The 22,484-nt window shown below is 72.7% G+C and carries 19 protein-coding genes; 8 read left to right on the top strand and 11 right to left on the bottom strand.

All coding sequences use genetic code 11. From position 1 onward, the window contains the following. Positions 1 to 12: 12 nt before the first annotated feature. Both OG206_RS27415 and OG206_RS27420 read right to left on the bottom strand, forming a co-directional pair. Entirely contained in the window at positions 13 to 1,914 is a 1,902-nt protein-coding gene (locus tag OG206_RS27415; protein ID WP_327120679.1) for an AAA family ATPase, read from the bottom strand. Positions 1,915 to 2,279: 365 nt separating this feature from the next. Continuing rightward, complete coding sequence (locus tag OG206_RS27420; protein WP_327120681.1) at positions 2,280 to 2,894, bottom strand: uridine kinase family protein; 615 nt, start codon at positions 2,892 to 2,894, stop codon at positions 2,280 to 2,282. 183 nt (positions 2,895 to 3,077) lie between these two features. Between OG206_RS27420 and OG206_RS27425 the strand changes: the two genes are divergently transcribed. Then, the gene (locus OG206_RS27425) at positions 3,078 to 4,433 is read left to right on the top strand and encodes a peptidase C39 family protein (protein WP_327120684.1); all 1,356 of its coding nucleotides are present in this window, start codon (positions 3,078 to 3,080) and stop codon (positions 4,431 to 4,433) included. Positions 4,434 to 4,494: 61 nt separating this feature from the next. Here the strand turns inward: OG206_RS27425 and OG206_RS27430 are convergent, their stop codons facing one another. Further along, positions 4,495 to 5,880 carry an LCP family protein gene (locus OG206_RS27430; RefSeq protein WP_327120686.1) on the bottom strand — a complete coding sequence of 462 codons (1,386 nt, stop codon included), beginning with the start codon at positions 5,878 to 5,880 and terminating at the stop codon, positions 4,495 to 4,497. 278 nt (positions 5,881 to 6,158) lie between these two features. Here OG206_RS27430 and OG206_RS27435 point away from each other — a divergent pair, with 278 nt between their 5' ends. Together OG206_RS27435 and OG206_RS27440 are read left to right on the top strand one after the other, a co-directional pair. After that, positions 6,159 to 6,563: a BlaI/MecI/CopY family transcriptional regulator gene (locus OG206_RS27435; protein ID WP_327120688.1), complete on the top strand. Its 405-nt coding sequence runs from the start codon at positions 6,159 to 6,161 to the stop codon at positions 6,561 to 6,563. Between the two features lie 4 nt (positions 6,564 to 6,567). Then, positions 6,568 to 7,500 (top strand): M56 family metallopeptidase, encoded by a 933-nt coding sequence (locus OG206_RS27440; protein WP_327120690.1) that lies wholly within the window; start codon positions 6,568 to 6,570, stop codon positions 7,498 to 7,500. Between the two features lie 122 nt (positions 7,501 to 7,622). Here the strand turns inward: OG206_RS27440 and OG206_RS27445 are convergent, their stop codons facing one another. The 7 genes from OG206_RS27445 to OG206_RS27475 all read right to left on the bottom strand — a co-directional run bounded on the left by OG206_RS27445 (position 7,623) and on the right by OG206_RS27475 (position 15,690). Then, positions 7,623 to 8,990 (bottom strand): aldehyde dehydrogenase family protein, encoded by a 1,368-nt coding sequence (locus OG206_RS27445; protein WP_327120692.1) that lies wholly within the window; start codon positions 8,988 to 8,990, stop codon positions 7,623 to 7,625. Between the two features lie 49 nt (positions 8,991 to 9,039). Next, a complete protein-coding gene (locus tag OG206_RS27450) occupies positions 9,040 to 10,806 on the bottom strand; it encodes an asparagine synthetase B family protein (RefSeq protein ID WP_327120694.1) in 1,767 nt (588 codons plus the stop codon). Positions 10,807 to 10,877: 71 nt separating this feature from the next. Next, on the bottom strand, positions 10,878 to 11,393 hold the full coding sequence (locus OG206_RS27455) for a hypothetical protein (RefSeq protein ID WP_327120696.1): 516 nt from the start codon (positions 11,391 to 11,393) through the stop codon (positions 10,878 to 10,880). A 100-nt stretch (positions 11,394 to 11,493) separates the two neighbouring features. Continuing rightward, positions 11,494 to 12,384, bottom strand: a complete 891-nt coding sequence (locus tag OG206_RS27460) for a hypothetical protein (protein ID WP_327120698.1) — start codon at positions 12,382 to 12,384, stop codon at positions 11,494 to 11,496. Next, the gene (locus OG206_RS27465; protein WP_327120700.1) at positions 12,381 to 13,442 is read right to left on the bottom strand and encodes a hypothetical protein; all 1,062 of its coding nucleotides are present in this window, start codon (positions 13,440 to 13,442) and stop codon (positions 12,381 to 12,383) included. Before OG206_RS27465 ends, OG206_RS27460 begins: the two co-directional genes overlap by 4 nt. After that, positions 13,439 to 14,161, bottom strand: coding sequence for a cupin domain-containing protein (locus OG206_RS27470; protein WP_327120702.1), 723 nt, complete (start codon positions 14,159 to 14,161; stop codon positions 13,439 to 13,441). The genes OG206_RS27465 and OG206_RS27470 overlap by 4 nt, the downstream gene beginning before the upstream one ends. Positions 14,162 to 14,427: 266 nt before the next feature. Continuing rightward, entirely contained in the window at positions 14,428 to 15,690 is a 1,263-nt protein-coding gene (locus OG206_RS27475) for a glycoside hydrolase family 18 protein (protein WP_327120704.1), read from the bottom strand. A gap of 342 nt (positions 15,691 to 16,032) precedes the next feature. Here OG206_RS27475 and OG206_RS27480 point away from each other — a divergent pair, with 342 nt between their 5' ends. Continuing rightward, on the top strand, positions 16,033 to 17,205 hold the full coding sequence (locus tag OG206_RS27480) for an acyl-CoA dehydrogenase family protein (protein WP_327120706.1): 1,173 nt from the start codon (positions 16,033 to 16,035) through the stop codon (positions 17,203 to 17,205). A gap of 398 nt (positions 17,206 to 17,603) precedes the next feature. Here OG206_RS27480 and OG206_RS27485 read toward each other — a convergent pair whose 3' ends face one another. Continuing rightward, complete coding sequence (locus tag OG206_RS27485; protein ID WP_327120708.1) at positions 17,604 to 18,014, bottom strand: hypothetical protein; 411 nt, start codon at positions 18,012 to 18,014, stop codon at positions 17,604 to 17,606. 202 nt (positions 18,015 to 18,216) lie between these two features. Here OG206_RS27485 and OG206_RS27490 point away from each other — a divergent pair, with 202 nt between their 5' ends. The 4 genes from OG206_RS27490 to fxsA all read left to right on the top strand — a co-directional run bounded on the left by OG206_RS27490 (position 18,217) and on the right by fxsA (position 22,426). Beyond that, positions 18,217 to 18,657: an Lrp/AsnC family transcriptional regulator gene (locus OG206_RS27490; protein WP_327120710.1), complete on the top strand. Its 441-nt coding sequence runs from the start codon at positions 18,217 to 18,219 to the stop codon at positions 18,655 to 18,657. A gap of 134 nt (positions 18,658 to 18,791) precedes the next feature. Beyond that, positions 18,792 to 20,432: an amidohydrolase gene (locus tag OG206_RS27495; protein ID WP_327120712.1), complete on the top strand. Its 1,641-nt coding sequence runs from the start codon at positions 18,792 to 18,794 to the stop codon at positions 20,430 to 20,432. 550 nt (positions 20,433 to 20,982) lie between these two features. Beyond that, positions 20,983 to 21,750: a polyprenol monophosphomannose synthase gene (locus OG206_RS27500; protein WP_327120714.1), complete on the top strand. Its 768-nt coding sequence runs from the start codon at positions 20,983 to 20,985 to the stop codon at positions 21,748 to 21,750. Between the two features lie 79 nt (positions 21,751 to 21,829). Continuing rightward, positions 21,830 to 22,426, top strand: coding sequence for an FxsA family membrane protein (gene fxsA, locus OG206_RS27505; RefSeq protein ID WP_327120716.1), 597 nt, complete (start codon positions 21,830 to 21,832; stop codon positions 22,424 to 22,426). The last annotated feature ends 58 nt before the right edge of the window (positions 22,427 to 22,484 follow it).

Genomic DNA, 22,484 nt, shown 5'->3' on the forward strand with positions numbered 1-22,484 from the left:
GACCGGCTTCCTCTACAGCGTCCCCGGCTCCTGGGTCCCCCGGTCCACCGGGCCCCGGCCCGAGAGCACCTCGCCGTACGCCTGCATGAGGTCCGGCAACCGCAGGGTGGCCAGGTCGTCCCGGGTCGGCGCGGCCCTGTAACCGGACAGCCGCAGATCACGGTAGGCGCAGCTCTTCTCGTACAGGGTGCGCAGGAAACGGCCGTTGCCCAGCTCGTCGATCCAGCCCTGGTCGGTCACGTGCCCGCTGATGCTGCGCAGCTCGTCCAGGGCCTCCTCGTCCCACACGTCGCCGTTCTCGGCGGCCAGCACGCCGCCGATCGCGGTGAGTTCGAGGGGGCGGTAGCTCGGGAAGTCGACGCGGGTGGTGAAGCGGGAGGAGAGCCCCGGGTTGGTGGAGAGCAGCCTGTCCATGCCCTCGGGGTAGCCGGCGAGGATGACGACGAGGTGGTCCCTGTTGTCCTCGGCGCGCTTGAGGAGGACCTGCAGGGCCTCGTCGCCGTACGCGTCGCCCTTGCTGTAACCGGAGTTGGACAGGCTGTACGCCTCGTCGACGAACAGCACCCCGCCGAGCGCGGAGTCGATCAGCTCGTTGGCCTTCACGGCCGTCTGGCCCAGGAACTCGCCCACCAGGTCGGATCGTTGGGCTTCCACCAGATGGTCGCCGCCGAGAAGACCCAGCGCGTAGAACACCCGGCCCAGGATGCGGGCGACGGTGGTCTTGCCCGTCCCCGACGGACCGGAGAACACGAAATGGCGCTTCGGCGGCTGGACGGGCAGCCCCTGCTCGGCGCGCAGCCGCGCCATGTTCAGCTGTGCGGACAGGGCCTTGACCTGGCGCTTCACGGGTTCCAGCCCCACCATGCGCTCCAGCTCCGAGAGTGCCTCGGCAAGCAGGGCGGGATCGCTGGGGCCGGCCGGGAACACAGCGGTCCGTGCCGACCCCGTCTTCCGCCGCGTCCCGCCGGTCCCGGGCGCGGGCGCCGGGGCCCCGGCCAGGGGCTGCGGGTCCCCGCCGAGCCAGGACTCCCGGCCCTCGGACAGGTCCGTGTCCAGCACCATGTCCCCGTCCGGCCGCCCCTCCGCGGCCGTGCTGTCCGAACCGAAGCCCGCCAGAGAGACGGCGGCCAGATCCACGGCCTCGTCGTATCCGTCCCCCTCGGAGATGGCCGCGAGTCTGGCCGAGGTGTCCATGAACGCCGGGTCGACCCGGTGGACCGCGCGGTACAGCGGGAGGGCCGCCGCGCTGCGCCCGGTGCCCTCGTGGGCCCGCGCCAGCCAGTAGCGCAGTTCCTTGCGCTGCGGCTGCTCGCTGCGGCAGCGCATCAGGGCGGCCGACAGGAGCGGTTCCGCCTGCCCGTACATCTCCAGGCGCACCCGGGCCATGCCTCCGAAGAGCCCCGACTCGATCCCCAGCAGCGGATCATCGACGAGTTGCTCCGTGGTCCGTACGAGCTGCTCCCAGTCCTTGACCAGGTAGGACCGGCAGGCGTGCAGGAACCGCACCTGGGGATCCGCGTCGACGGGCGGCAGACCGGCCAACGCGCGGTCCAGCTCCGGGACATGACGGCCGTCCAGCCAGTGCGACGCGTGCGCGAGCAGCAGGTCGCGGGCGCTCTCCAGCACGGGCTGCACCCACCAGCCCAGCCAGTACCAGGAGTTGAGCGTACGGCGATGACGCGTGCGCTGCTCGCCGAAGCGCTCCCGGTGGCGGTACATGCGCAGGAGCGCGGTCGTGGTGTCGATCCGCAGGGCGTGCAGGCCGAGCCAGCCGTCCGCCATGCCGGGATCGAGGCGCACAGCGGTGCGGAACTCCTCCTCGGCCTGGGGGTACGCGCCCATGGTGTAGGCGTCCACCCCACGCAGCCAGGCGAGGTCGGCCGGGGCCTGCACCCCCTGTGCGCCGATGTCCATCAGGTCCCCCACAAACCGTGCCCCCAGAATGTCCCGCCCGCACAGCATGCCCAGCGCAGCGCGCCTAATCACCGTGTCGGGGACGGGAATTGACCACACCGAGACGCATCGTACCTGCACAGGGAGTGAGCGGCTAAGGGCGTTATCAGCGCTTCGGCATCGTGACCGAGGGTGATCGCACGGCGTCGTGCGGCGGTGTCCGCGGGCAGTACGAAGCCCCCGGCCACGGGGGAACGGCCGGGGGCTTCGCGTCTGCTGGGGCTCCGAGGAGCCCGATATCGAGAACGTAAGACCTGTACGGGCCCTCGGTCAAGCGGTGTCGGCGCAGTTCCCGGGGCTTTTCGGGCAGGCCGACCGGGCAACGCTCAGTCTTCACGTTCCGTGACGATCCGACTCGCCCCCGCAGTCGCGCGAGGCCCTTCCAGCCACGCGTACCCCGTGGGTGTCCGCCGGACGACCGTGGTCGCGAAGGGGTATGAGGGGTCGTCGGTGAAGTGCCGCCGCTCCGCGACGGTCCAGCCGTCCCAGAAGGAGGCGAGCCCGGGTCCGTCGCGAAGCCGGCCCTGCTCCCAGGACTCCTCACGGTTGACTTCGATCCACAGCAGCCCCGCGAGGAACGGCCGCACCGCCGCGCGGCCCGCCCCCACGCCCTCGATCAGCATCACGGGTGCGGGGGTCAGCGTCCTCGGCGTCCCGAACCGGCGGGCCGTCCAGTCGTAGGGGGCGTACCGCCCGGACTCGCCCCGCGAGAGGGGGTCGAGCACCTGCGTCCGGAGGCGGTCCGTCCACGCGAACAGCTCGTCGTGGCTGGCCAGGTCGTCCAGGTGGAGTACGGGAGCGTCCCCCAGTGCCTCCGACAGGCGGGCGGCGAAGGTGCTCTTGCCGGAGCCCGCGTGCCCGTCGACCGCGATCAGCCGCACGGGTCCGCAGGACGGCGGGAGGGAACGCAGCCGTCGCGCGCGGTCCGCCAGATCGTTCATGCCTCCACCCTACGAGGGCCGGCCGTCCGGGCCTGAGCATGCGCAGGTCACGCCAGTGGACCAGACCAATATTGCTTACGCGGCACGGGCCGAATCACTGGCCGGATCCGGTCCCGACCCGCGATAGTTGGCCCACCGATCGGCACCCGCAGCCCCAATCCGCCCACGACCGGGGGTCTCGCCATGACCAGACCGACTTCACGCAGGACCGTGCTCACCGCCACGCTCGCGGCCGGGGCAGGCGCCGTCGCCTCCGCCGGCCCGGCGAGCGCCGCCGTCTCCCGTACCTCCTCCTCCCCGGCGGCAGCCTCGCTCGTGGACAACCGTTTCTGGACCACGTACACCGACTGGCGTTCCGGCTCCCGGGCCGGTACCCGGGCCGTGGCCGGCCGCCGGGCGGGCCTGGAGATCGCCGCCCCCGTCGGTCGCACCGACTACGCCGACCCGCACACCGGCACCACCGGCAGCTGGGAGTACGCCACCTGGACCTCCCCGCTCCACCGCTCCGACGTCCCCGCCACCGAGGTGATCGCGTCCTGGAACGCCCACACGCCCGAGGGCACCTGGATCCAGACCGAACTGCGGGGGCGCTACTCCGACGGCACGGACACCCCCTGGTACGTCATGGGCCGGTGGGCTTCGGCCGACACCGACATCCGGCGGACCTCAGTCGACGACCAGACGGACGGGAAGAGCACCGTCTGGACCGACACCTTCTCGGTGGACGACGCGGCGAGCGGGCTCCGTCTCGTCTCGTACCGTCTGCGGCTCACCCTGTACCGGACCCCCGGCACCCGCCTCACCCCCACGGTCCACCGCATCGGCGCCATGGCCTCGGACGTCCCGGACCGCTTCACCGTCCCCGCCACGGCACCCGGCGTCGTCCGCGAACTGGCGGTGCCCCGCTACTCGCAGAACGTCCACGTCGGCCAGTACCCGGAGTACGACAACGGCGGCGAAGCGTGGTGCAGCCCCACCTCCTCGCAGATGATCATCGAGTACTGGGGGCGGCGTCCCACCGCCGAGGACCTCGCCTGGGTCAAGCCCGGCCTCGACGATCCGCAGGTCTGTCACGCGGCGCGCTACACCTTCGACTACCAGTACGACGGGTGCGGCAACTGGCCCTTCAACGCCGCTTACGCGTCGACGTACAAGGACATGAGCGCCGCCGTCACCCGCCTCGACTCGCTCGCCGACCTGGAGAAGCTGGTCGACGCCGGTATCCCGGTCATAACGTCACAGTCCTTCCTCAAGGGAGAGCTGACGGGTGCCGGCTACGGCACGTCCGGCCACCTGATGACGGTCATCGGCTTCACGGCCGACGGCGACATCATCGCCAACGACCCGGCGTCCCCGGACAACGACGCGGTGCGCCACGTCTACGCGAGGCGCGAGTGGGAGAACATCTGGCTGCGGACCAAGCGGTACGACGCGAACGGCGCCGTCAGGGGCGGCACGGGCGGTGTCTGCTACGTCTACTGGCCGGTGTCGCCGACCGCCCGTCAGCGGCGCGTGCTCAGGTCGCTCGGCCTGGCGTGAGCGGGTAGCGCCGCAGCAGGCTGGGGCGGGGGGAGCGGCTTCCCCCGCCCCTTCGTGCCCGTCAGCCGCGTACCCCCTCGAAGTCCATGCCGATCGTGAGCGTGACCACCCCGGGCGCCGCCCCGGCGTCCGTCCGCGGCTTCACCGGCCTGCGCAGCCGCTGTGCCACCGCGCGCGCCTGCTCCTCGAGGCCCGGGGGGCAGATGACCGAGGTCTTCCCGCCCGTCTCCCCGGCGTTGGCGGTCCCGGCGACCGAGTAGCCCGCGAGGCGCAGTTGCTCCGCGGCCCCGGCGGCCGCCCCGGCCTCGCCCGAGCCGTTGAGCGCCTGCACACTGATGGTTCGCGCGGCCAGGGGCGCCGGTGTCGTCAGCCGGTCCTTGTCGACCTCCTCGTCCCTGGCCAGAGCGGTGAACAGATCCTGTGCCTGGGGGTACTGCCAGGAGATGTTCGCCTTGTCCGCCGGGACGTCGAGCTCGCGCGGGTAGTTCGGCACGGTGAGGAAGACCAGCCTGTCGGAGGCGATGCCCCGGATGTCCGACGCGAGCGAGGTCAGCGGCTTGATCCCGGCGAGCTTCGGATCCGTCGTCAGTGACTTGGTCGCCGAGTCCAGGACGCCGTACATGGCGCCCGGGCTGGTCAGCTTCTTCCGTGCCTTCGCGGCCAGCGCCTCCATGAACTCCTGCTGGCGCCCTATCCGGCCGATGTCGGAACCGTCGCCGACGCTGTACCTGGTGCGGACGTAACCGAGGGCCTCCTCGTCCTTCACCGTCTGGCAGCCCGCCTCCAGGTCGAGGTGGGCCTTCTCGTCCCGCATCGCCTGCTCGGGGCAGACCTCGATCCCGTCGACCGCGTTGACCATTCCCTTGAAGCCCTGGAAGTCGACCGACATGAAGTGATCGATGCGCAGCCCGGTGTTCTGCTCGATGGTCCTGATGGCGCAGGCGGCGGCGCCCCCGACGTCACCCTTCGTGCCCCCGATGGCGAACGCCTCGTTGATCTTCGCCCGGTGCGGGGCGGAAGTGGTGCCGTCGCCCCGGTCGCAGGCGGCTATCGGTACCCAGGAGTCACGCGGCATGGAGACGACCGTGCCCCATTTCCGGTCGGCCGACAGATGCAGGACCATCAGCGTGTCGGACTGCATGGTGTCCAGGTCCTTGCCGTACTTCGCGTTGGCGCCGTCACGGCTGTCCGAGCCCACGACGAGGATGTTCAGAGCCCCGGGGCTGAGATTGTCCGGCCGGTCCCCGCCGATCTTGCCGTCGATGTCGCCGGCGTGGATGTTCGCGTCCAGGCTCCGGTAGATCCACGCCCCGGCGCCGCCGGCACCGGCCAGCAGCACGGCCAGGACGGCGGCGGTCCAGGCGAGATACTTCCCGCGCCGTGTGAGGCGGACCGGCCCGCGGCCCCCGCCGCGCCCACGGCGCCCCCGCCCCTGTGCCCCTTGCATGCGCTTCCCCTCCGGTCATGGGCGTGCATGTGACCCATGCGCCCCGACGCATTCTCGCGCGGCCCGGTGCGGCGCATCCACGAACCTGTAGATGTCGCCCGCCCGGCCGCCTTCCGATCCCCGGTGCCCACATTGTTCCTCCTGCCGGACCGGGGGCATCGCCACCCGTGGCCGGACGGGCGTGGTCCGGACACCGTGCGGACTACCGGTCGCATCTCAGTACGATGAGCGGCCCAGGCGCCGGGCATCTCCGGGCACCGCGGCAGGAGGGAGACGGCATGACCGGCCAGAACCAGGGCGGTGCCGCTCGGCAGCCCCGCCGCAGGGGGCAGGGAGAGCTCGAGAGCCAGGTGCTGGCGGAGCTGCGACGCGCCCCGCACCCCGTGAACGCCGGCTGGGTCCAGGAGCGTCTCGGCGGCGGTCTCGCCTACACGACGGTCATCACCATCCTCACCCGGCTCCACGTCAAGGGCGTTGTGGAGCGCGAGCGTTCGGGCCGTTCCTTCGCGTGGACCGCCACCGCGGACGAGTCGGGTCTGGCCGCCCTGCGCATGCGCAAGGTGCTCGACGCGGAGGCGGACCGCGAGGCGGTGCTGGCGAGTTTCGTGACCGCGCTGCCCCCGGGCGACGAGCGGCTGCTCAGGGATCTGCTCGCAGCGGCGGCCGACGAAGGGGAAGACTGACGGCATGGGCATCTTCGTCTTCCTGCCTATGGTGCTGCCCCTGAGCGCCTGGCCGGTCGCACGCCTGGCCGAGCAGCACCTGCACCCGCGCACCGCGACCTGGCTCCTCTCGGGTGTCGCGTCCGTCCTCGCCGTGTGCAGCACGCTGTCACTCGTCCTGATGGTGGTGGTCGGAACCGCGCAACTGCCCGGCAATCCCCTGCCCGACGGGTGGTCCGACCCCGAGGTGCGGGAGGCCGTGCCGTACGACGAAATCGCAGGGAGGGTTGCCATTCCGCTGCTGCTCGCCGTGTTCGTCTCCTGCGGCTGGACGGCCGCGCGCCACTTCCTGGTGCGCCGACGGGCGCATCTCGCGCTGGCGGGGCTGCCGCCGAGGCAGGTGGCACTCCTGCCCGACGTGACGCCGTACGCGTACGCCCTCCCCGGCGGGCCGCGTGGCAGGGTCGTCGTCACCACCGGCATGCTCGCCGCCCTCGGCGCGGCCGAGCGGCGCGCGCTGTTCGCCCACGAGCGGGCACACCTGGCCGGGGCGCACCACCGCTTCCTGCTGACGGTGCGACTGGCCGCGCGCGCGAACCCGTTCCTGTGCCCGCTGCGGACGGCGGTCGGCTACACGAGCGAGCGCTGGGCCGACGAGGAGGCGGCGCTCGCGGTGGGGGACCGGCGCAGCGTGGCCCGGGCGATCGGCAAGGCCGCCCTGTTGTCCCCGGGCGCCCCGCTCTCCCCGTTCGCGGCGCTGGCGGCCCCCGGGCCCGTCCCGCGCCGGGTGGCGGCGCTGCTCGGCCCGGCGCCCTGTGCCCGGGCGTTGCCCCCGCTGTCCACGACCGTGGGGCTGGCCGTGTGGGGTGCGGCGGCCGGTGCGGCGTTCTCCGCCCTTGCGTCGGCGAACGCGGCCGTCACCCTGTTCTTCATCCTGAAGGCCGCCACGCCCCTCTAGGGCCTCTCGTTCGGATCACGCTGGGCCCCCGATGCAGCCTGATCCAGACGAAAGACCCCAGGACCTCTTTCCGGCCCTCTCGCCTCGCCGCCCTCGGAGGCTCCCTGGGATATCGCCGGCGCCTACCGGGACACCTCTCCCGCGCGCGGCGGCAGGCGGACGGTCACCGTCTTGGGCCGCTGGTACTCCTGGAGGGCCAGGGCGCTCAGGTCCGTTCCGTGGCCGGACGAGCCACGGCCCCCGTGGGGGAGCTCCGCCGTCTGCACCAGATGGCAGTTGAGCCAGACCTCGCCCGCGTCCAGACGCCCCGCGACATCGAGGCCCGTACCGAGGTCCGTCGTCCAGGCACTGGCCGCCAGGGCCTGGGGGACGCTGTTCGCGAGGCGCAGCGCGGCGTCGACCGTCGGGGCGTGCTGGACCGTGAGGAGCGGGCCGAAGACCTCCTCGACGACGGCCGGGTCGTCCTCCGGCAGGTCCGCCAGGACCAGGGCCGGCCGCCAGTGGCCGCCCTCCTCGCCCGGCCCGACCGAGGTCCCCGCCGCCTGCCGCCGCTTCGCCGCCGAGGCCGCGACCAGGGCGTCGTAACGGGCCGCCTGCTCCGGGTTGTTCAGCGGCCCGAAGTCGCGGCCGGCCAGCCGCGCCCCCATCGCCGCGGCCAGCCCGGTGACCGTCGCCTCGTAGTTCTCGGTGAGGGTGATGACCCGGGCCGGGGCCGCGCAGCTCTGTCCCGCGTTGTACGTCGCCGCCCCGGCGAGCGACGCGAACGTGTCCCCGGGAGCGTCCGGGAGGACGAGGGCCGGCGCGTTGCCTCCCAGCTCCAGGCTGGTCCGGCGCGTCCCCGCCCGTGCCGTCACGTCCAGGCCCGCCCGGCCGCTGCCCGTGAAGGCGACCATGTCCACAGGTGACCCGACCAGCAGCCGGCCCGTCAGACGGTCCCCGGGAAGTGACTGGAGGACGCCTTCGCCCAGGGCCAGGGCGGCGTGCTCCGCCAGGAGTTCCACACTGTCCGGAGTGGTCTCGGCGGGCTTCACGACCACCGTGTTGCCTGCGGCGAGGGCGGGGGCGCAGCGCCAGGCGGCCATCATCAACGGGTAGTTCCAGGGCACGACCACACCGACCACGCCCATGGGCTCCCAGCGCACCCAGCTCTCGTGCCCGGCCACCAGAGCGCCCGCGGCGGGGGCCGTCCTGGCGCGCGCAGCCGTCGCGTAGAAGCGGAACAGGTCCGCCACCTGCGCCAGCTCGCCGGCCGTCTCCGCGTCCGGCTTACCGGTCCCGGCGCGCTCCCGGGCGACGTAGCGAGCGCTGTCCTGCTCGATCAGGGCCGCCAGCCGGTCCAGCCGGCCGGCCCGCTCCCGCGGGGTCAGGGAACTCCACGCCCCGAGCGCCGCGCGGCCTGCCGCCACGGCGGCCCCGACCTCCGGTTCGCGTGACAGGAGGGCCGTCCCGCGGGGCAGGCCCGTGCGCGGGTCGTCGAGTCGGGTCTTCATCGTCGCTCTCCGTTCGTCGTTTCCCGCTGCTTCCCACGCACCGCGCCGCTCACAGTCCGTACGACCGCAGCCAGAGTTCCAGGGTCAGTACCAGCCACAACTTGCCCCCCTGCCGCGGCAGGAGCGTGCCCTCGCCCTTCATCCACGTACGGATGGTGGCGGGCCGGAAGAGGCCGCGGCCGGCCGACTGCCCGCTCAGAAGCAGGTCCCCGGCCAGATCGCGCAGCGGACCCGCCAGCCACTGCTGCACCGGCACCCGCATCCCGCTCTTGGGGCGGTCGACCACCGTGCCCGGCAGGAGATCGCGCACCGCCTCCTTGAGGATCCACTTCTCCGCCGCGCCGCGGAGTTTGTACTCGGGCGGCGTCGCGAACGCGTGGTCGATCACCCGGCGGTCGAAGAGCGGGGACCGGCCCTCGATGCCCTGGGACGCGGTCAGACGTTCCACCTTCGTCAGGATGTGGTGGGCGCCCTTGGTCCGCAGATTGCAGTGCAGGAGCTGGTTGAGCAGTCCGTCCATGCGGTGCGGGCTTCCGGGACCGGGCGTCAGGTAGGGCTCGACGAACCGCTGCGGGACCGGTTCGTCGCGCAGTGCGTCCAGGGCCCGCGCGGTCAGCAGTCCGGGGAGGTCCGTCCAGCACTTGCGGTACGCGCGCAGATACGCCGTCGCCCGGTCCTCGTCCCACGGTGCACCCGTCTCACGGTGCATCTCCTGCACCAGCATCGGGAGGTTCTTGGGCCCGCCGAACACCGGGTCCCCGCCCTCCCCGTTGAGCACCACCGACGCGCCGTCCGCGGCCACCGCCTCGGCCAGCATCAGGTTCGGCACCGTCAACGGGTCGCCGACCGGGCTGTCCAGCAGGGCGGCCGCCTCCGCGAGCCGCGAGGCGACGGCCTCGCCGGACACGCTGAGGACCCGGTGCCGGGTGTGGCAGTGCGCGGCGACCAGGCCCGAGTAGCCCAGCTCGTTGGGCAGTCCGTCGCCGAAACTGATCGAGTACGTGTGCACCGGATGGCTGTGGAGTTTGGCGGCCAAGGCGGTGACGAGGGAGCTGTCCACACCGCCGGACAGCAGGACCGCGGCCGGCTCCGCCTCGGGGAGTCTGATCGCCGTCGCCGCCTCCAGGTGCGACCGGAGGGCCAGGACGTGCGGCGTGGGGTCCTGCGGCCCCTCCTGCCCGAGGTGTTCGCGGGGTTCCCAGAACACCGACTCGGTGACCCCGCCGTCGGGAGCCAGGCGCAGTACGCGTCCGGGCAGCACTTCTCGTACGCCTCTGAGCAGCGTCTCCTCGCCGGGCAGGTAGGCGAAGGTCAGGAAGGACCGGACCGCCGCGAGATTCATCGAGGTGCCGAGCGCCGGCCAGTGCCGCAGCGTCCGCAACGAGGTCGAGGCCGCCCAGGCACCCGCCGCGCGGGCGTAGAAGACCGTCCTGGCGCCCACGTGGTCGCGTACGAGGACCAGGCCGGCACCCTCGAGCACGGCGAGCGCGAACATGCCCTCCGCGAGTGCCACGCCCGCCTCACCGAGCCGCGCCCAGCAGCGCAGGAGCAGTTCGCCGTCGGAACAGTGAGCGGGAGCCGGCGCTCCCTCGGCTCGCAGCGCCGCCTGGAGGACCGGGCGGTTGTGGAGGGTGACCTCGCCCATCGCGCTCAGACCATGGGCGGTGAACGGCCCCCCGGCCCGGCCCGTCTCGCCGGCGACCAGCCCGAGCCCGGCCCCGGGGACACCGGCCGCAGCGGCGGCAACCCCCATCGCCTCGACGTGATCACAGGCCTGTCGAGTCGTCGGGGCCAGGCAGACGCAGAAGCGCGCCACGTGCCGCTCCTCTCCTTGTCGATCGCTGTCACGTACGTTTCGCCCGCCGCCCCGGCGGCCTCGCCGGTGGCTCAGCCGAAGTCGTCGTCGCTCCATGCCTCGTCGTCGTCGTGCCAGCCCGCGTCCCAGTCGCCCGTACCCGGATCCCCGCCGGAGTCGCCGCCGGAGGAGGACGACTGGCTCTGCTGCCGCAGGGCCTCCTCCTCCTCCGGGCTCATGCTCAGCGGCGGCAGGTGGGCGGCCGTGATCGCGAAGGTGGCCACACCGAGCCCGGCGAGCACCGCACCCGCCCGACCGCCGAACGACGTCCGGTTCACCATCAGGGTCTCGCCGCGGCCCCACAGGGTGCGCCCGTATCCGATGTCCTTCCCGTACGTCACCGTGCCGTCGGCGAGCGCCCGCTTGATGATGCGTTCGCCGAGCAGTTCGTCGGTGCCGGAGGCGTTCGTGCTGTCGTGCCAGCGGACCAGGCGGCGCGAGGAGCCCTCGCGGTGCCGCCACTCCTGCCTGCCGTCCTCGTAGCGCCGGTGGACGCTGCCGTCGGCGAGCAGTTCGTCGGAGTAGCCGATCTCTCGGGGGCGGATCATCGTGGGCGGTCCTCCGGTGTGCCGGGCAGGTGCGGTCTCGTGGGTCTGCGCGCGCGGGAACGTGTCAGGGCGCTCCCGGCAGGGGCGCGGTGGCGGTGGATCACGATGCGGGCCAGCTGAGGAAGCCGGCGGTGCGCAGTCCGCGCAGGTCCGTCCACACCGAGGTGCGCGGGGGCCGGGGCCCCCGGGTGAGCCGCAGCACCGTGCGGACCAGGCGCGGCGGTGGCACAGCGGCTGCCTCTGCGAACCGTCCGCGCAGCAGCCAGGCAGCCTCCCGGGGTCTGAGTGAGGGCGGCCGGACCATACGGCCGGGGTCCGGCGCGGGACCCCGGCCCGAGGGAAGGCGCAGCGCCGCCGCGTGACGCGGGGCGAGACCGATCGACGCGACCCGTACCCCGGGCACGGGCCCGAGCACGGACCTGATACGGGCCGGCAGCCCGACGCCCTCCGGACTCGCGTCGTGCAGCACGTGGACCGTCGCGCCCTCGGCACGTTCCAGAGCCGCGACGACGCGCGGATCGAGAGACGGGGCGTCGTCCGCCGCGATCACGGGACAGGCAGCCTCCACATGGACGTGGTTGGAGAGCAGCATGCGGGCGATGGAACGGTCCTGGCAGACCAGGAGACGGGGCAGCCCGTAGGCGTGGAGGTCGCTCTCGGAGTCCTCCCGCGCGGCCGGGAGCCGGGGCGGGACGTCCGGCGGCGTTGGCAGCAGGCCGGGTACCGACTCCCTGCCCCGCGCGTCCAGTGCGCGCGTGAAGACGGGCAGCCGGAGGTGAGGGGCCGAAGTCCGCGGAGGGCGGGTGAGCAGGGTCGTCGGGCTCAGCACCCGGCAGGTCTCGTAGTAGAGCTGCCGTTCTGTGAACCGGAGTCCGCCGGGGCCCGCCGCACGGGCCGCGGCCCGGGTGATCGCGGCGTCCAGGAGCCGTGCTGCCGGCCGGGTGAGCGGACCGGTGGAGGCGCCGCCTCCGCGGGGAGGCCGTGTGATCATCCCGGCCCCCCGGCGCCCGGGGACTCCGGACCTGGCCAGGTCATGAACCCCACGCCGGAGGCACGGGCGTGCTCCGGGTCCGCCGTCCGGGCGGCCTGTCCGGCGACGCGGGTGAAGACGGCGAGCAGCCGGGCGGGCGGCAGCGCGACGAGCGGGAACCGCCAGCCCCGGCCCATCCACTTCAGCTCCCGCCCGGTGAAGTCCCCGGAGTCGGTCAGGCGTGCCATCGTCCGCCGGTCCGGCACCGAGCCGCGGTCGCGGTACGGCACCGCGCCGGCACGGGCGACGACGGAACGGACGGGCAGCCCCGCGTCGACGACCCGGCGCCGGTCCAGGGCCGCGCGTACGTCCCGGACGAAGAACTCCCCCCAGGCGTCCGCGTCCCGGAGCACGATCACCGGCCCGTCCCCCGGCAGGGCGCGGACCGCGTCCAGGTCGTCGGCCAGCAGGACACCGAAGCGGGCGGGCAGACCCGACGCGGCCAGAAACACCCTGACGGCGGGGTCGGGACACAGGAGTACGGCCGTGCCCGGCGAAGCAGCGGCGGACGCACCGTCGTCCCCGGCCGGGGCACGCGCGGCGTCGATGATCCCCGGCGGCAGCCCGCCGTACCGCGACCGCCAGTGCCGCAGCGCCTGCGGCTCGAACGCGGCGCGGGGCATCGCCGGGAACCCCCGGTCGACCCCGACCGCCCAGGCCACCGTGAACGCCGCGCCCACGAGGAGCAGTCCGCCGGCGACGGCCAGGACGAAGGCGCTCTCGAAGCCCAGGCCGAAGAACCCGGTGAACAGGCCGAATCCGAGGGCCGCTCCCGCACAGCCCGGCGTGTAACCGGCTTTCCTGAGGCGCGAACGCGACAGCGCGTACCACAGCTGGTCCGCCGTCACCGCGATGCTCCCCTCCGCCGTCACCTTGGCCGCGACCCTCCGTACACGCAGATCGTGGAGGCCCAGGGAGTTGGTCTTGGGATCGAGCGCGTACGTACGCCGGCAGTGGGAGCAGGTGTTGCCGGTGCGCTCCTTCCGGAGCAGGTTCTTCGCGCAGTGCGGGCAGATCACCGGTGGACCTCCAGTGCCGTCGCGACGCGGCGCAGCCGGGCCGCCAGGCGCTCGCGGACCGTGGTGCCGGGGATGCCCCGTTCCCGCTGCATGTGCTCGATGCCGCGCAGGGCGGTGGCGAGGGCGCGGTACTCGGCGGCGGTCGGCACGGTGAGTCCGCCCGCCGCCGTCGTCCCGCCGTCGGCGCGGCGCTCCGCCTCCTCGGCGGTCACGGCGTAGTCCTCGTGGTCGATCCCGTATCCGGAGTTGGCCGCGAGGATCGTCAGCGGATCGGTGCCCCGGTTGGCGAAGGAGTGGGGCATCATCTCGGGGATGCGTATCAGCATCCCCGGCGCCAGGGGGACTTCGGTGACGCGGTCGCGGTGCTCGTCGTGGAGGCCGCACGCGGCGTGACCAAGGCTGAGGACGAAGTGCTCCCCGCCATGGGCGTGCGGGGTGAAGGCACTGCGCGGCCCCACGACGCCGAGCTTGACGGTGGCGTTCGAAGGGCGCTCGGGCGATGTGCCCGCGTCGCCTATCAGGTAGTGGGCGAACTGTCCGTCGTCGATGAAGCGGAGCAGCGCCCGCTCGGCTCCCAGGGGCCGGCTGCCCTCACGGTCCGCCAGTTCGATGCTGCCGTCCGGCTTCAGGTGGTACAGCTCCACGCCCTTGGGCAGGGCGCCCCGGACTCTTTCCGGCACCGTCTCACCGGACATCCCGGCATGCGGTCTCCCGGCCATCGCGCCTCCCCCCGTGTTCCCCGTGCGCGCTCCGCAGGCGCATCGTATGGCCTCGAATCGCGCCGGTGTGCGACTACGGCACGGCTCTTGGGTGAGGGGGGCGAGAACGTGAGGTGAACGGGTCGCGCCGACCGGAACCGCCGGGGCCAGGGAGCGGGCCGGGCACGCGTGGCGCGACCTGCTGCGGCCTTCATGACGGGTGGGGTGGGGTGCCCGCCCGGCACCCCACCCCTGACCCGCCCTGCTGTGCGTGTACCCCGTCGGGGCTAGTTGATGGCCTTGATGAGCTCACCGTCGGCCGTGTCGCCGCTGAGCTCCCAGAAGAAGGTCCCTCCCAGGCCCTGTTCGGCCTTGTACTCCATCTTCGTGCCGATGGTGGCCGGGGTGTCGTAGCTCCACCAGTTCGTGCCGCAGTGGGCGTACGCCGTGCCCGCGACCGTGCCGGTGGCGGGGCAGCTGTTCTTCAGGACCTTGTAGTCCTCGATGCCCTCCTCGTACGTCCCCGGGGCGGCCCCGGTCGCCGTGCCGCCCGGTTCGGACTGCGTGACACCGGTCCAGCCGCGCCCGTAGAAGCCGATGCCCAGCAGCAGCTTCTCGGCGGGCACGCCCAGTTCCCTGAGCTTGGAGATGGCGGCGTCCGTGTGGAAGCCCTCTGTCGGGATGCCCTGGTAGGAGGTCAGCGGTGAGTGCGGCGCCGTCGGGCCCTGCGCCGCGAAGGCCCCGAAGAAGTCGTACGTCATCGGGTTGTACCAGTCGAGGTACTTGGCCGCGCCGGCGTAGTCCACCGCGTCGATCTTGCCGCCGTCGGAGCCGTCGGCCGTGATCGCCGAAGTGATCAGGCTGTCGCCGCCGAACTCCGTGCGAAGCGCCGACAGGAGGGTGCCGTAGGCGTCACGGCCGCTGGTGTCGCAGGTCAGGCCGCAGGCGTTCGGGTACTCCCAGTCGATGTCGATCCCGTCGAAGACGTCGGCCCAGCGCGGGTCCTCGACCAGGCCGTGGCAGGACTCCGCGAAGGCGGCCGGATTCTGTGCCGCCTCGCCGAAGCCGCCCGACCAGCTCCAGCCGCCGAAGGACCAGATGACCTTCAGGCCGGGGTGGAGCTTCTTCAGTTTGCGCAGCTGGTTGAAGTTGCCGCGCAGTTCCTGGTCCCAGGTGTCCGCCACGCCGTCGACTGACTGGTCCGCCGTGTAGGCCTTCTCGTAGTCGGCGTAGCTGTCGCCGATGGTGCACTTGCCGCCCTGGACGTTGCCGAAGGCGTAGTTGATGTGGGTGAGCCGGTCGGCCGAACCGGAGGTCTCGATGTTCTTGACGTGGTAATTGCGGTCGTAGACACCCCAGTTGGTGAAGTATCCGACCACCTTGTCCCCGGCAGCGGTGGGGGCCGCATCGGCGGCGGGTGCGGTGGAGGTGGGAGACGCGCCTGCGGGGGCTGTGCCGGCGACGCCGAGAAGGGCGGCTCCGAGCGCGGCGGTGCAGACGCGTACGGCGAGCGCCCGGAGGCGTGCGCGGGGGCGGTGAAGTCCGTTCATTGTGACTCCTCGTGGGGGAGGACGTGGGGATGCCCGCTGGTCCACTGCTTTTGGCATGGACGCGATGAGGCGGTGAGGAAGACCGTAGGAGGACTAGACCAGTTGGGTCAATGGTTCGGACCAATTTCGCTGATCAAGGCCGCAGGCCCCCGGTGACGGACGCGCTCCGATCGGGCATACTCGACGCGCCACAGCCGCTGGCCAGCGCCTCCCGTGATCCGGGAAGGCAGGATCGGCTGGGGAGCCGTAGATTTCCGGGCATCGCCCGGGACCGTCCGGCGGAGCCGCTCACACCCCGCGCGCGCGACCGTCGTAACCCCCGACAGGGAGGAGAGCGCCGTCATGTCCGACCGTGCCCCGCAGCCCGTGGAACGCCGACTGCCCACCGAGGAGTCCCGGCAGCTCATCGAGCTCGTCCGCGACATCGTGTCGAAGGAGATCGCTCCCCGGGCGGCCGGCGAGGAGGAGGCGGGAGTCTTCCCGCGCGAGGTCTTCACCCTGCTGTCGGAGGCCGGACTGCTCGGGCTTCCCTACGACTCCGCGCACGGCGGCGGCGACCAGCCCTACGAGGTCTACCTCCAGGCGCTGGAGGAGTTGGCGGCGGCAAGGCTGACCGTCGGCCTCGGCGTCAGCGTCCACTCGCTGGCCTGTCACGCACTCGCCGGATTCGGCACCGACGAGCAACGGGCGGCCCACCTCCCGGCGATGCTCGCGGGCGGACTGCTCGGTGCCTACTGCCTCTCCGAGCCCTCCTCGGGCTCCGACGCGGCCTCGCTCCGCACGAAGGCCGTGCGCGACGCCGACGGCTGGGTGCTCACCGGGACCAAGGCCTGGATCACGCACGGCGGCGTGGCCGACTTCTACACCGTGCTGGCCCGGACCGGCGTGGAGGGCCCGCGCGGCATCACCGCCTTCCTGGTCCCCGGCGACGCCGCCGGCCTCGACGCGGCCCTGCCCGAGAAGAAGATGGGCATGAAGGGCTCGCCCACGGCCCAGATGCACTTCGACGGAGTGAGGATCTCCGACGACCGTCGGATCGGGGAGGAGGGCCAGGGTTTCGCCATCGCTCTGTCCGCCCTCGACTCGGGGCGCCTGGGGATCGCCGCATGCGCCGTCGGCGTCGCCCAGGCGGCCCTGGACGAGGCCGTCGGATACGCCACCGGGCGCCACCAGTTCGGGCGGCCCGTCGCGGACTTCCAGGGGCTGCGCTTCATGCTCGCCGACATGGCCACGCAGATCGAGGCGGGGCGGGCGCTGTACCTGGAGGCGGCGCGCCTCCGCGACGCGGGGCTGCCCTTCTCCCGGCAGGCGGCGATGGCGAAGCTGTTCTGCACCGACGCGGCCATGCGGGTGACCACCGATGCCGTGCAGGTGCTCGGAGGATACGGCTACACGCTGGACTTCCCCGTCGAGCGCCTCATGCGCGAGGCCAAGGTGCTGCAGATCGTGGAGGGCACCAACCAGATCCAGCGCATGGTCATCGCCCGTCACCTCGCGGGTTCCGAGACGCGCTGAGCCGGTCCGACCAGAGGGGGGCCGTCATGATCCGGTACCACTCCTGGTCATGGCGCCCCGGCAGCGTCCGGCCGGAGCTCTCCCAGTGGCGCAGCATCGCGCGGTAGATGGGCGGATCTGCGGGGTGCGGCACGGGCTGCCGCGCGGACTCGCGGGACAGGGCTCCGGCCTGCGGAACCGATTCTCCGGTCGCCGGTGGGGCGAGACGGCGACGTACGGGGCCTGCCGTTGGACGCAGCGTGGTCATACAGAACCAACGCCGTCACGGGCACCGGGTCACTGTCCCGCCGAATCGCGCGCCCGTTCCTCGGGTGCCGCGCCCGTCACGGGGCGAAGGCCGGACGCACCACGCCGACGGAGACCGTCGTGGTGCGTCCGGCCCTGGGTGGCGTCGGTTGTCAGGCGGCGTGACGCCGGGTCAGCGGCACGTACCGCACCGGCCGCGAGCCCGGACCTCCGGCGTGCGAGAAGGGCTGCATCCGCCAGTCCAGCCCCTGGGGGAGCGTCAGCAGCAGCGCCGTCTCCTGCTCCTGGACCTCGAGGGACTCGTCGGCGGGGCGTGCGAGGGAGGCGTCACGGTTCGTCCCGGGACACACGGTGAGGACGAAGGGGTTCCACGGTGAGGGGCACAGGGCGTGCTCGGGAAGCACGTCCTCGTCCGCCAGCAGGGCGATCGGCTGGGCACAGTCCGGGCAGACGACCCGGTACATCTCGAATGTGTCGTACGCGTCGGGAGCGCTGTCCTCGTCACGTGCGGCGTACTCGTCGGGATCCGGTTCGATACGTCCGGTGAGCTTCAGGCTCTGCATGGGATCTTCCCCCTCAGATGGACCGGCCAGGCGCCACGGCCTCGGCCACAGCAAGCACTTCCCCCCGCGCGTCTGCCGTAATCGCGAGCCAGGCCGCCACTCACCCGCAAACTTGTGGCATTCGTCACATGCTCCTCGAACGAGCCCTTCCGGGCCGCCTGTGGCTGTGCTTGGAGGGACTCGGGGCCATAGGTTGATCCGCATGGAGGAGCTGGACCGTCAGATCGTGGAGTTGCTCGTCAAGGACGGGCGGATGAGCTACACCGACCTGGGCAAGGCCACGGGCCTGTCCACCTCGGCCGTTCATCAGCGTGTCCGCAGGCTGGAGCAGCGCGGGGTGATCCGCGGCTACGCCGCGGTCGTCGACGCCGAAGCGCTCGGCCTGCCCCTCACCGCGTTCATCTCGGTGAAACCCTTCGACCCGAGCGCTCCCGACGACATCGCCGAACGGCTCGCTGGTGTGCCGGAGCTCGAGGCGTGCCACAGCGTCGCGGGGGACGAGAACTACATCCTCAAGGTGCGGGTCTCCGCCCCCCTGGAGCTGGAGCACCTGCTCACGCGTATCCGTACGCTGGCCGGCGTCTCCACCCGTACGACCGTCGTCCTCTCCACCCCGTACGAGGCGCGTCCGCCGCGCATCTGAGTCGTGCCGGAGGGGCCCGGCCCCCCGGTCCCCGCTGTCCGGGACCGCCTGGAAGGGGTCCCCTCCCGGCCGCCGGGCCGCTCGGGGGAGGGGGCGCGGGCGGCACCGCTTCCGGCAGGCGCGAGACTGGTCCCATGACCGAGAGCACCGCCCCCCAGAGCGAACACCGCACCGTGCTTCTGCGCGGTGGAGACGTCCACAGCCCCGCCGACCCGTTCGCCACTGCGATGGTCGTCGAACGCGGCCATGTCGCCTGGGTCGGTTCCGAGGGGGCCGCCGACGCCTTCGCGAGCGGCGTCGACGAGGTGATCGACCTGGAAGGGGCGCTGGTCACCCCGGCCTTCACCGACTCCCACGTCCACACCACGTCGACCGGACTCGCCCTCACGGGGCTGGACCTCTCCGGCGCCCGCGCACTCACCGAAGCCCTCGGGCTGGTCCGCGCCTTCGCGAGCAGTCACGCGGGGGACCGGGTGATCCTGGGTCACGGGTGGGACGCGGCGCGCTGGCCCGAGCAGCGGCCCCCGTCCCGCGCCGAACTCGACGAGGCGGCAGGCGGACGCGCCCTCTACCTGCCCCGCGTGGACGTCCACTCCGCCGTCGTGAGCACGGCGCTCCTCGACCTCGTCCCCGGTGTCACCTCGATGCCCGGGTACCACCCCGAGGCGCCCCTGACCGGCGACGCCCACCACGCCGTCCGCGCGGCGGCCCACGGCGCCGTCACGCCCGCGCAGCGCAGGGAGGCCCAGCGGGCCGCCCTGGCTCATGCCGCGTCGCTGGGGATCGGCACCGTGCACGAGTGCGCCGGCCCCGACATCTCGGACGAGGACGACTTCACCGGGCTGCTCGAGCTCGCAGCCGAGCAGCCCGGACCCCGGGTGTTCGGCTACTGGGCCGAGCGGATCGAGGACGCGAAGGGCGCCCTTCGCGTCCGTGAGCTCGGTGCCGTGGGCGCTGCCGGTGACCTCTTCGTCGACGGTTCGCTCGGCTCGCACACGGCCCTGCTGCACGAGCCGTACGCCGATGCCCCGCACACCGGCACCGGCCGGCTCGACGCCGCCGGTATCGCCGCACACGTGGCGGCGTGCACGGAGGCGGGGCTGCAGGCCGGGTTCCACGCCATCGGCGACGCGGCGGTCACCGCGGTCGTGGAAGGGGTCCGGGCCGCCTCCGAGACCCTCGGGCTCGCCCGCGTCAGGGCCGCACGGCACCGCGTCGAGCACGCGGAGATGCTGACCCCGCAGACCATCGCCGCCTTCGCCGAACTGGGCCTCACCGCCTCGGTGCAGCCCGCCTTCGACGCGGCGTGGGGAGGCACCGACGGGATGTACGCCGGACGCCTGGGCGCCCAGCGCGCCGGGACCCTCAACCCGTACGCGGCGATGCTGCGCGCCGGCGTGCCCCTCGCCTTCGGCTCGGACAGCCCTGTCACCCCCCTGGACCCCTGGGGGACCGTGCGGGCCGCGGCACACCACCGCACGCCGGAGCACCGGATCTCCGTACGCGCCGGCTTCACCGCACACACCCGGGGAGGGTGGCGTGCCGTCGGACGCGACGACGCGGGTGTGCTCGTGCCGGGAGCCCCGGCCGACTACGCCGTCTGGCGTACCGGTGAACTGCTGGTCCAGGCCCCCGACGACCGGGTCGCCCGCTGGTCGACCGACCCCCGCTCCGGCACCCCCGGCCTGCCCGATCTCACGCCCGGGGCCGAGCTCCCGGTCTGTCTCCGCACGGTGGTGTTCGGACACACGGTCTACGTAAGGCCGAACGAGTGACGTCCTGGGATTTCGTACCGCCGATCGATGGCGCGGGTAGTCCGCCGCGGCCCGTGAGCCCGCGCCACTGACCAGGGGTTTTCGGAAGAAAACGCAGGTCGGGCGGCTGTTGACAGAAAGCGCCCACAGGCCGGTAGGTTCGGCCGGGTCCACCACTGGACGTCCGACCGGTCAAACCTCCACGCAGTCGTCGAACGCCGCTGGGTCATGAGGTGGTGTGCCGCACCGGCGCACCACCACTGACAGCCAGGTTCAGCGCCCGCGCCTCGGGGGCGAGGGAAGGTTTCGGTCCGGACGGCAGGTGCGACCCGGGTGGGGCCCGGAGGTTCAGTAGACAACGGCTTTCGGTCGACCCGCAGCCAGCGGGTCCCAGGTCGGCCCGAAGGACACCGGGCCCCGATCCGCAGTGCTGTTCTCCCGTCCGCATCTTCTGTCCGCAGTTCCACGCATCTGTCCGCACGCCGCACGCCACCCCCGTGACCGCGTCGGAGTGACGCCCCCCGCGCGCTGGATATGGTGTGCACCTGCGTACGGACTTTAAGGGGCAGTAGTGAACGACGGCGGTCAGAGGCAGTTCGGCCCGCTCGGCAGAGTCTTGGTGATCATTCCGACCTACAACGAGGCCGAGAACATCAAGCTCATCGTCGCCCGGGTGCGTGCCGCCGTCCCGGAAGCGGACATCCTCGTCGCCGACGACAACAGCCCCGACGGCACGGGAAAGGCCGCCGACGAGCTCGCGGCCGACGACAGTCATGTGCACGTCCTGCACCGCAAGGGCAAGGAGGGGCTCGGCGCCGCCTACCTCGCCGGCTTCCGCTGGGGCTCGGAGCACGACTACGGCGTCCTGGTCGAGATGGACGCGGACGGTTCCCACCAGCCGGAGGAACTGCCCCGCCTCCTGACCGCACTCAAGGGGGCCGACCTGGTCCTCGGCTCGCGCTGGGTGCCCGGCGGACGGGTGGTCAACTGGCCGCGGCACCGCGAGATGATCTCGCGCGGCGGCAGCCTCTACTCCCGCATGCTGCTGGGCCTCTCGGTGCGCGACGTCACCGGCGGCTACCGCGCCTTCCGTACGCCGACGCTGGACGGCCTGGGCCTGGACGAGGTCGCCTCGCAGGGCTACTGCTTCCAGGTCGACCTCGCCCGGCGCGCCGTCGAGGCCGGGTACCACGTCGTCGAGGTGCCGATCACCTTCATGGAACGCGAGATCGGCGACTCCAAGATGAGCAGGGACATCCTCGTGGAAGCGCTGTGGCGGGTCACCGGCTGGGGCATCACCGGCCGGGCCAACAAGGTCCTGGGACGCAAGACGCCCTGAGGGCTCCGGCCCGCGCCGCCGCAGCCCTCAAGATCACCCCCTTACGCCGCTTGCACGCCCGTACAGGCACACTGGGGTCATGACGACCGGCACACCGCCTCCGAACCGTCCACGGCGCTCACGCGCCCGTACCCTCCTGCCGCTGGGCGTCGCCGCCTGGATCGTGCTGGAGATCTGGCTGCTGATCCTGGTGGCGGGTGCGACGAACGGCTTCATCGTGCTGCTGATCCTGGTCGCCGGAGCGGTGCTCGGCGCCGTGGTGATCAAGAGGGCGGGCCGGCGGGCCTTCCGCAACCTCACCGAGACGCTCCAGCAGATGCCCGGACAACCCGGCGCCGCCGACGTGCCCGCCGGCCGGACGGGGAGCAAGGGCAACGGCCCGCTGATGCTGGGAGGGCTGCTCCTGATGATCCCCGGAGTAATCTCCGACGCGGCGGGGCTCCTGCTCCTGCTGCCCCCGGTCCGCGCCGTGCTCGGCCGCTACGCGGAGCGCTCGCTGGAGCGCCGCATGCGCACGGTGGCCCCGGGAGGCTTCTCCGACGCCTTCCAGCAGGCCCGCATCCACCGTCCCGACGGCAAGGTGGTGCAGGGCGAGGTCATCCGTGAGGACGGGGCGACCGGCGGCCCGCGCCCCGACGACGGGCCGGACGCGGACCGTCCGCCGCTGAGCCGCTGAGCCGCTGAGCCGCTGAGCCGCTGAGCCGCTGAGCCGCTGAGCCGCTGAGCCGCTGAGC

Origin of the sequence: Streptomyces sp. NBC_01341 (assembly GCF_035946055.1) — a bacterium.
Classification (GTDB): domain Bacteria; phylum Actinomycetota; class Actinomycetes; order Streptomycetales; family Streptomycetaceae; genus Streptomyces.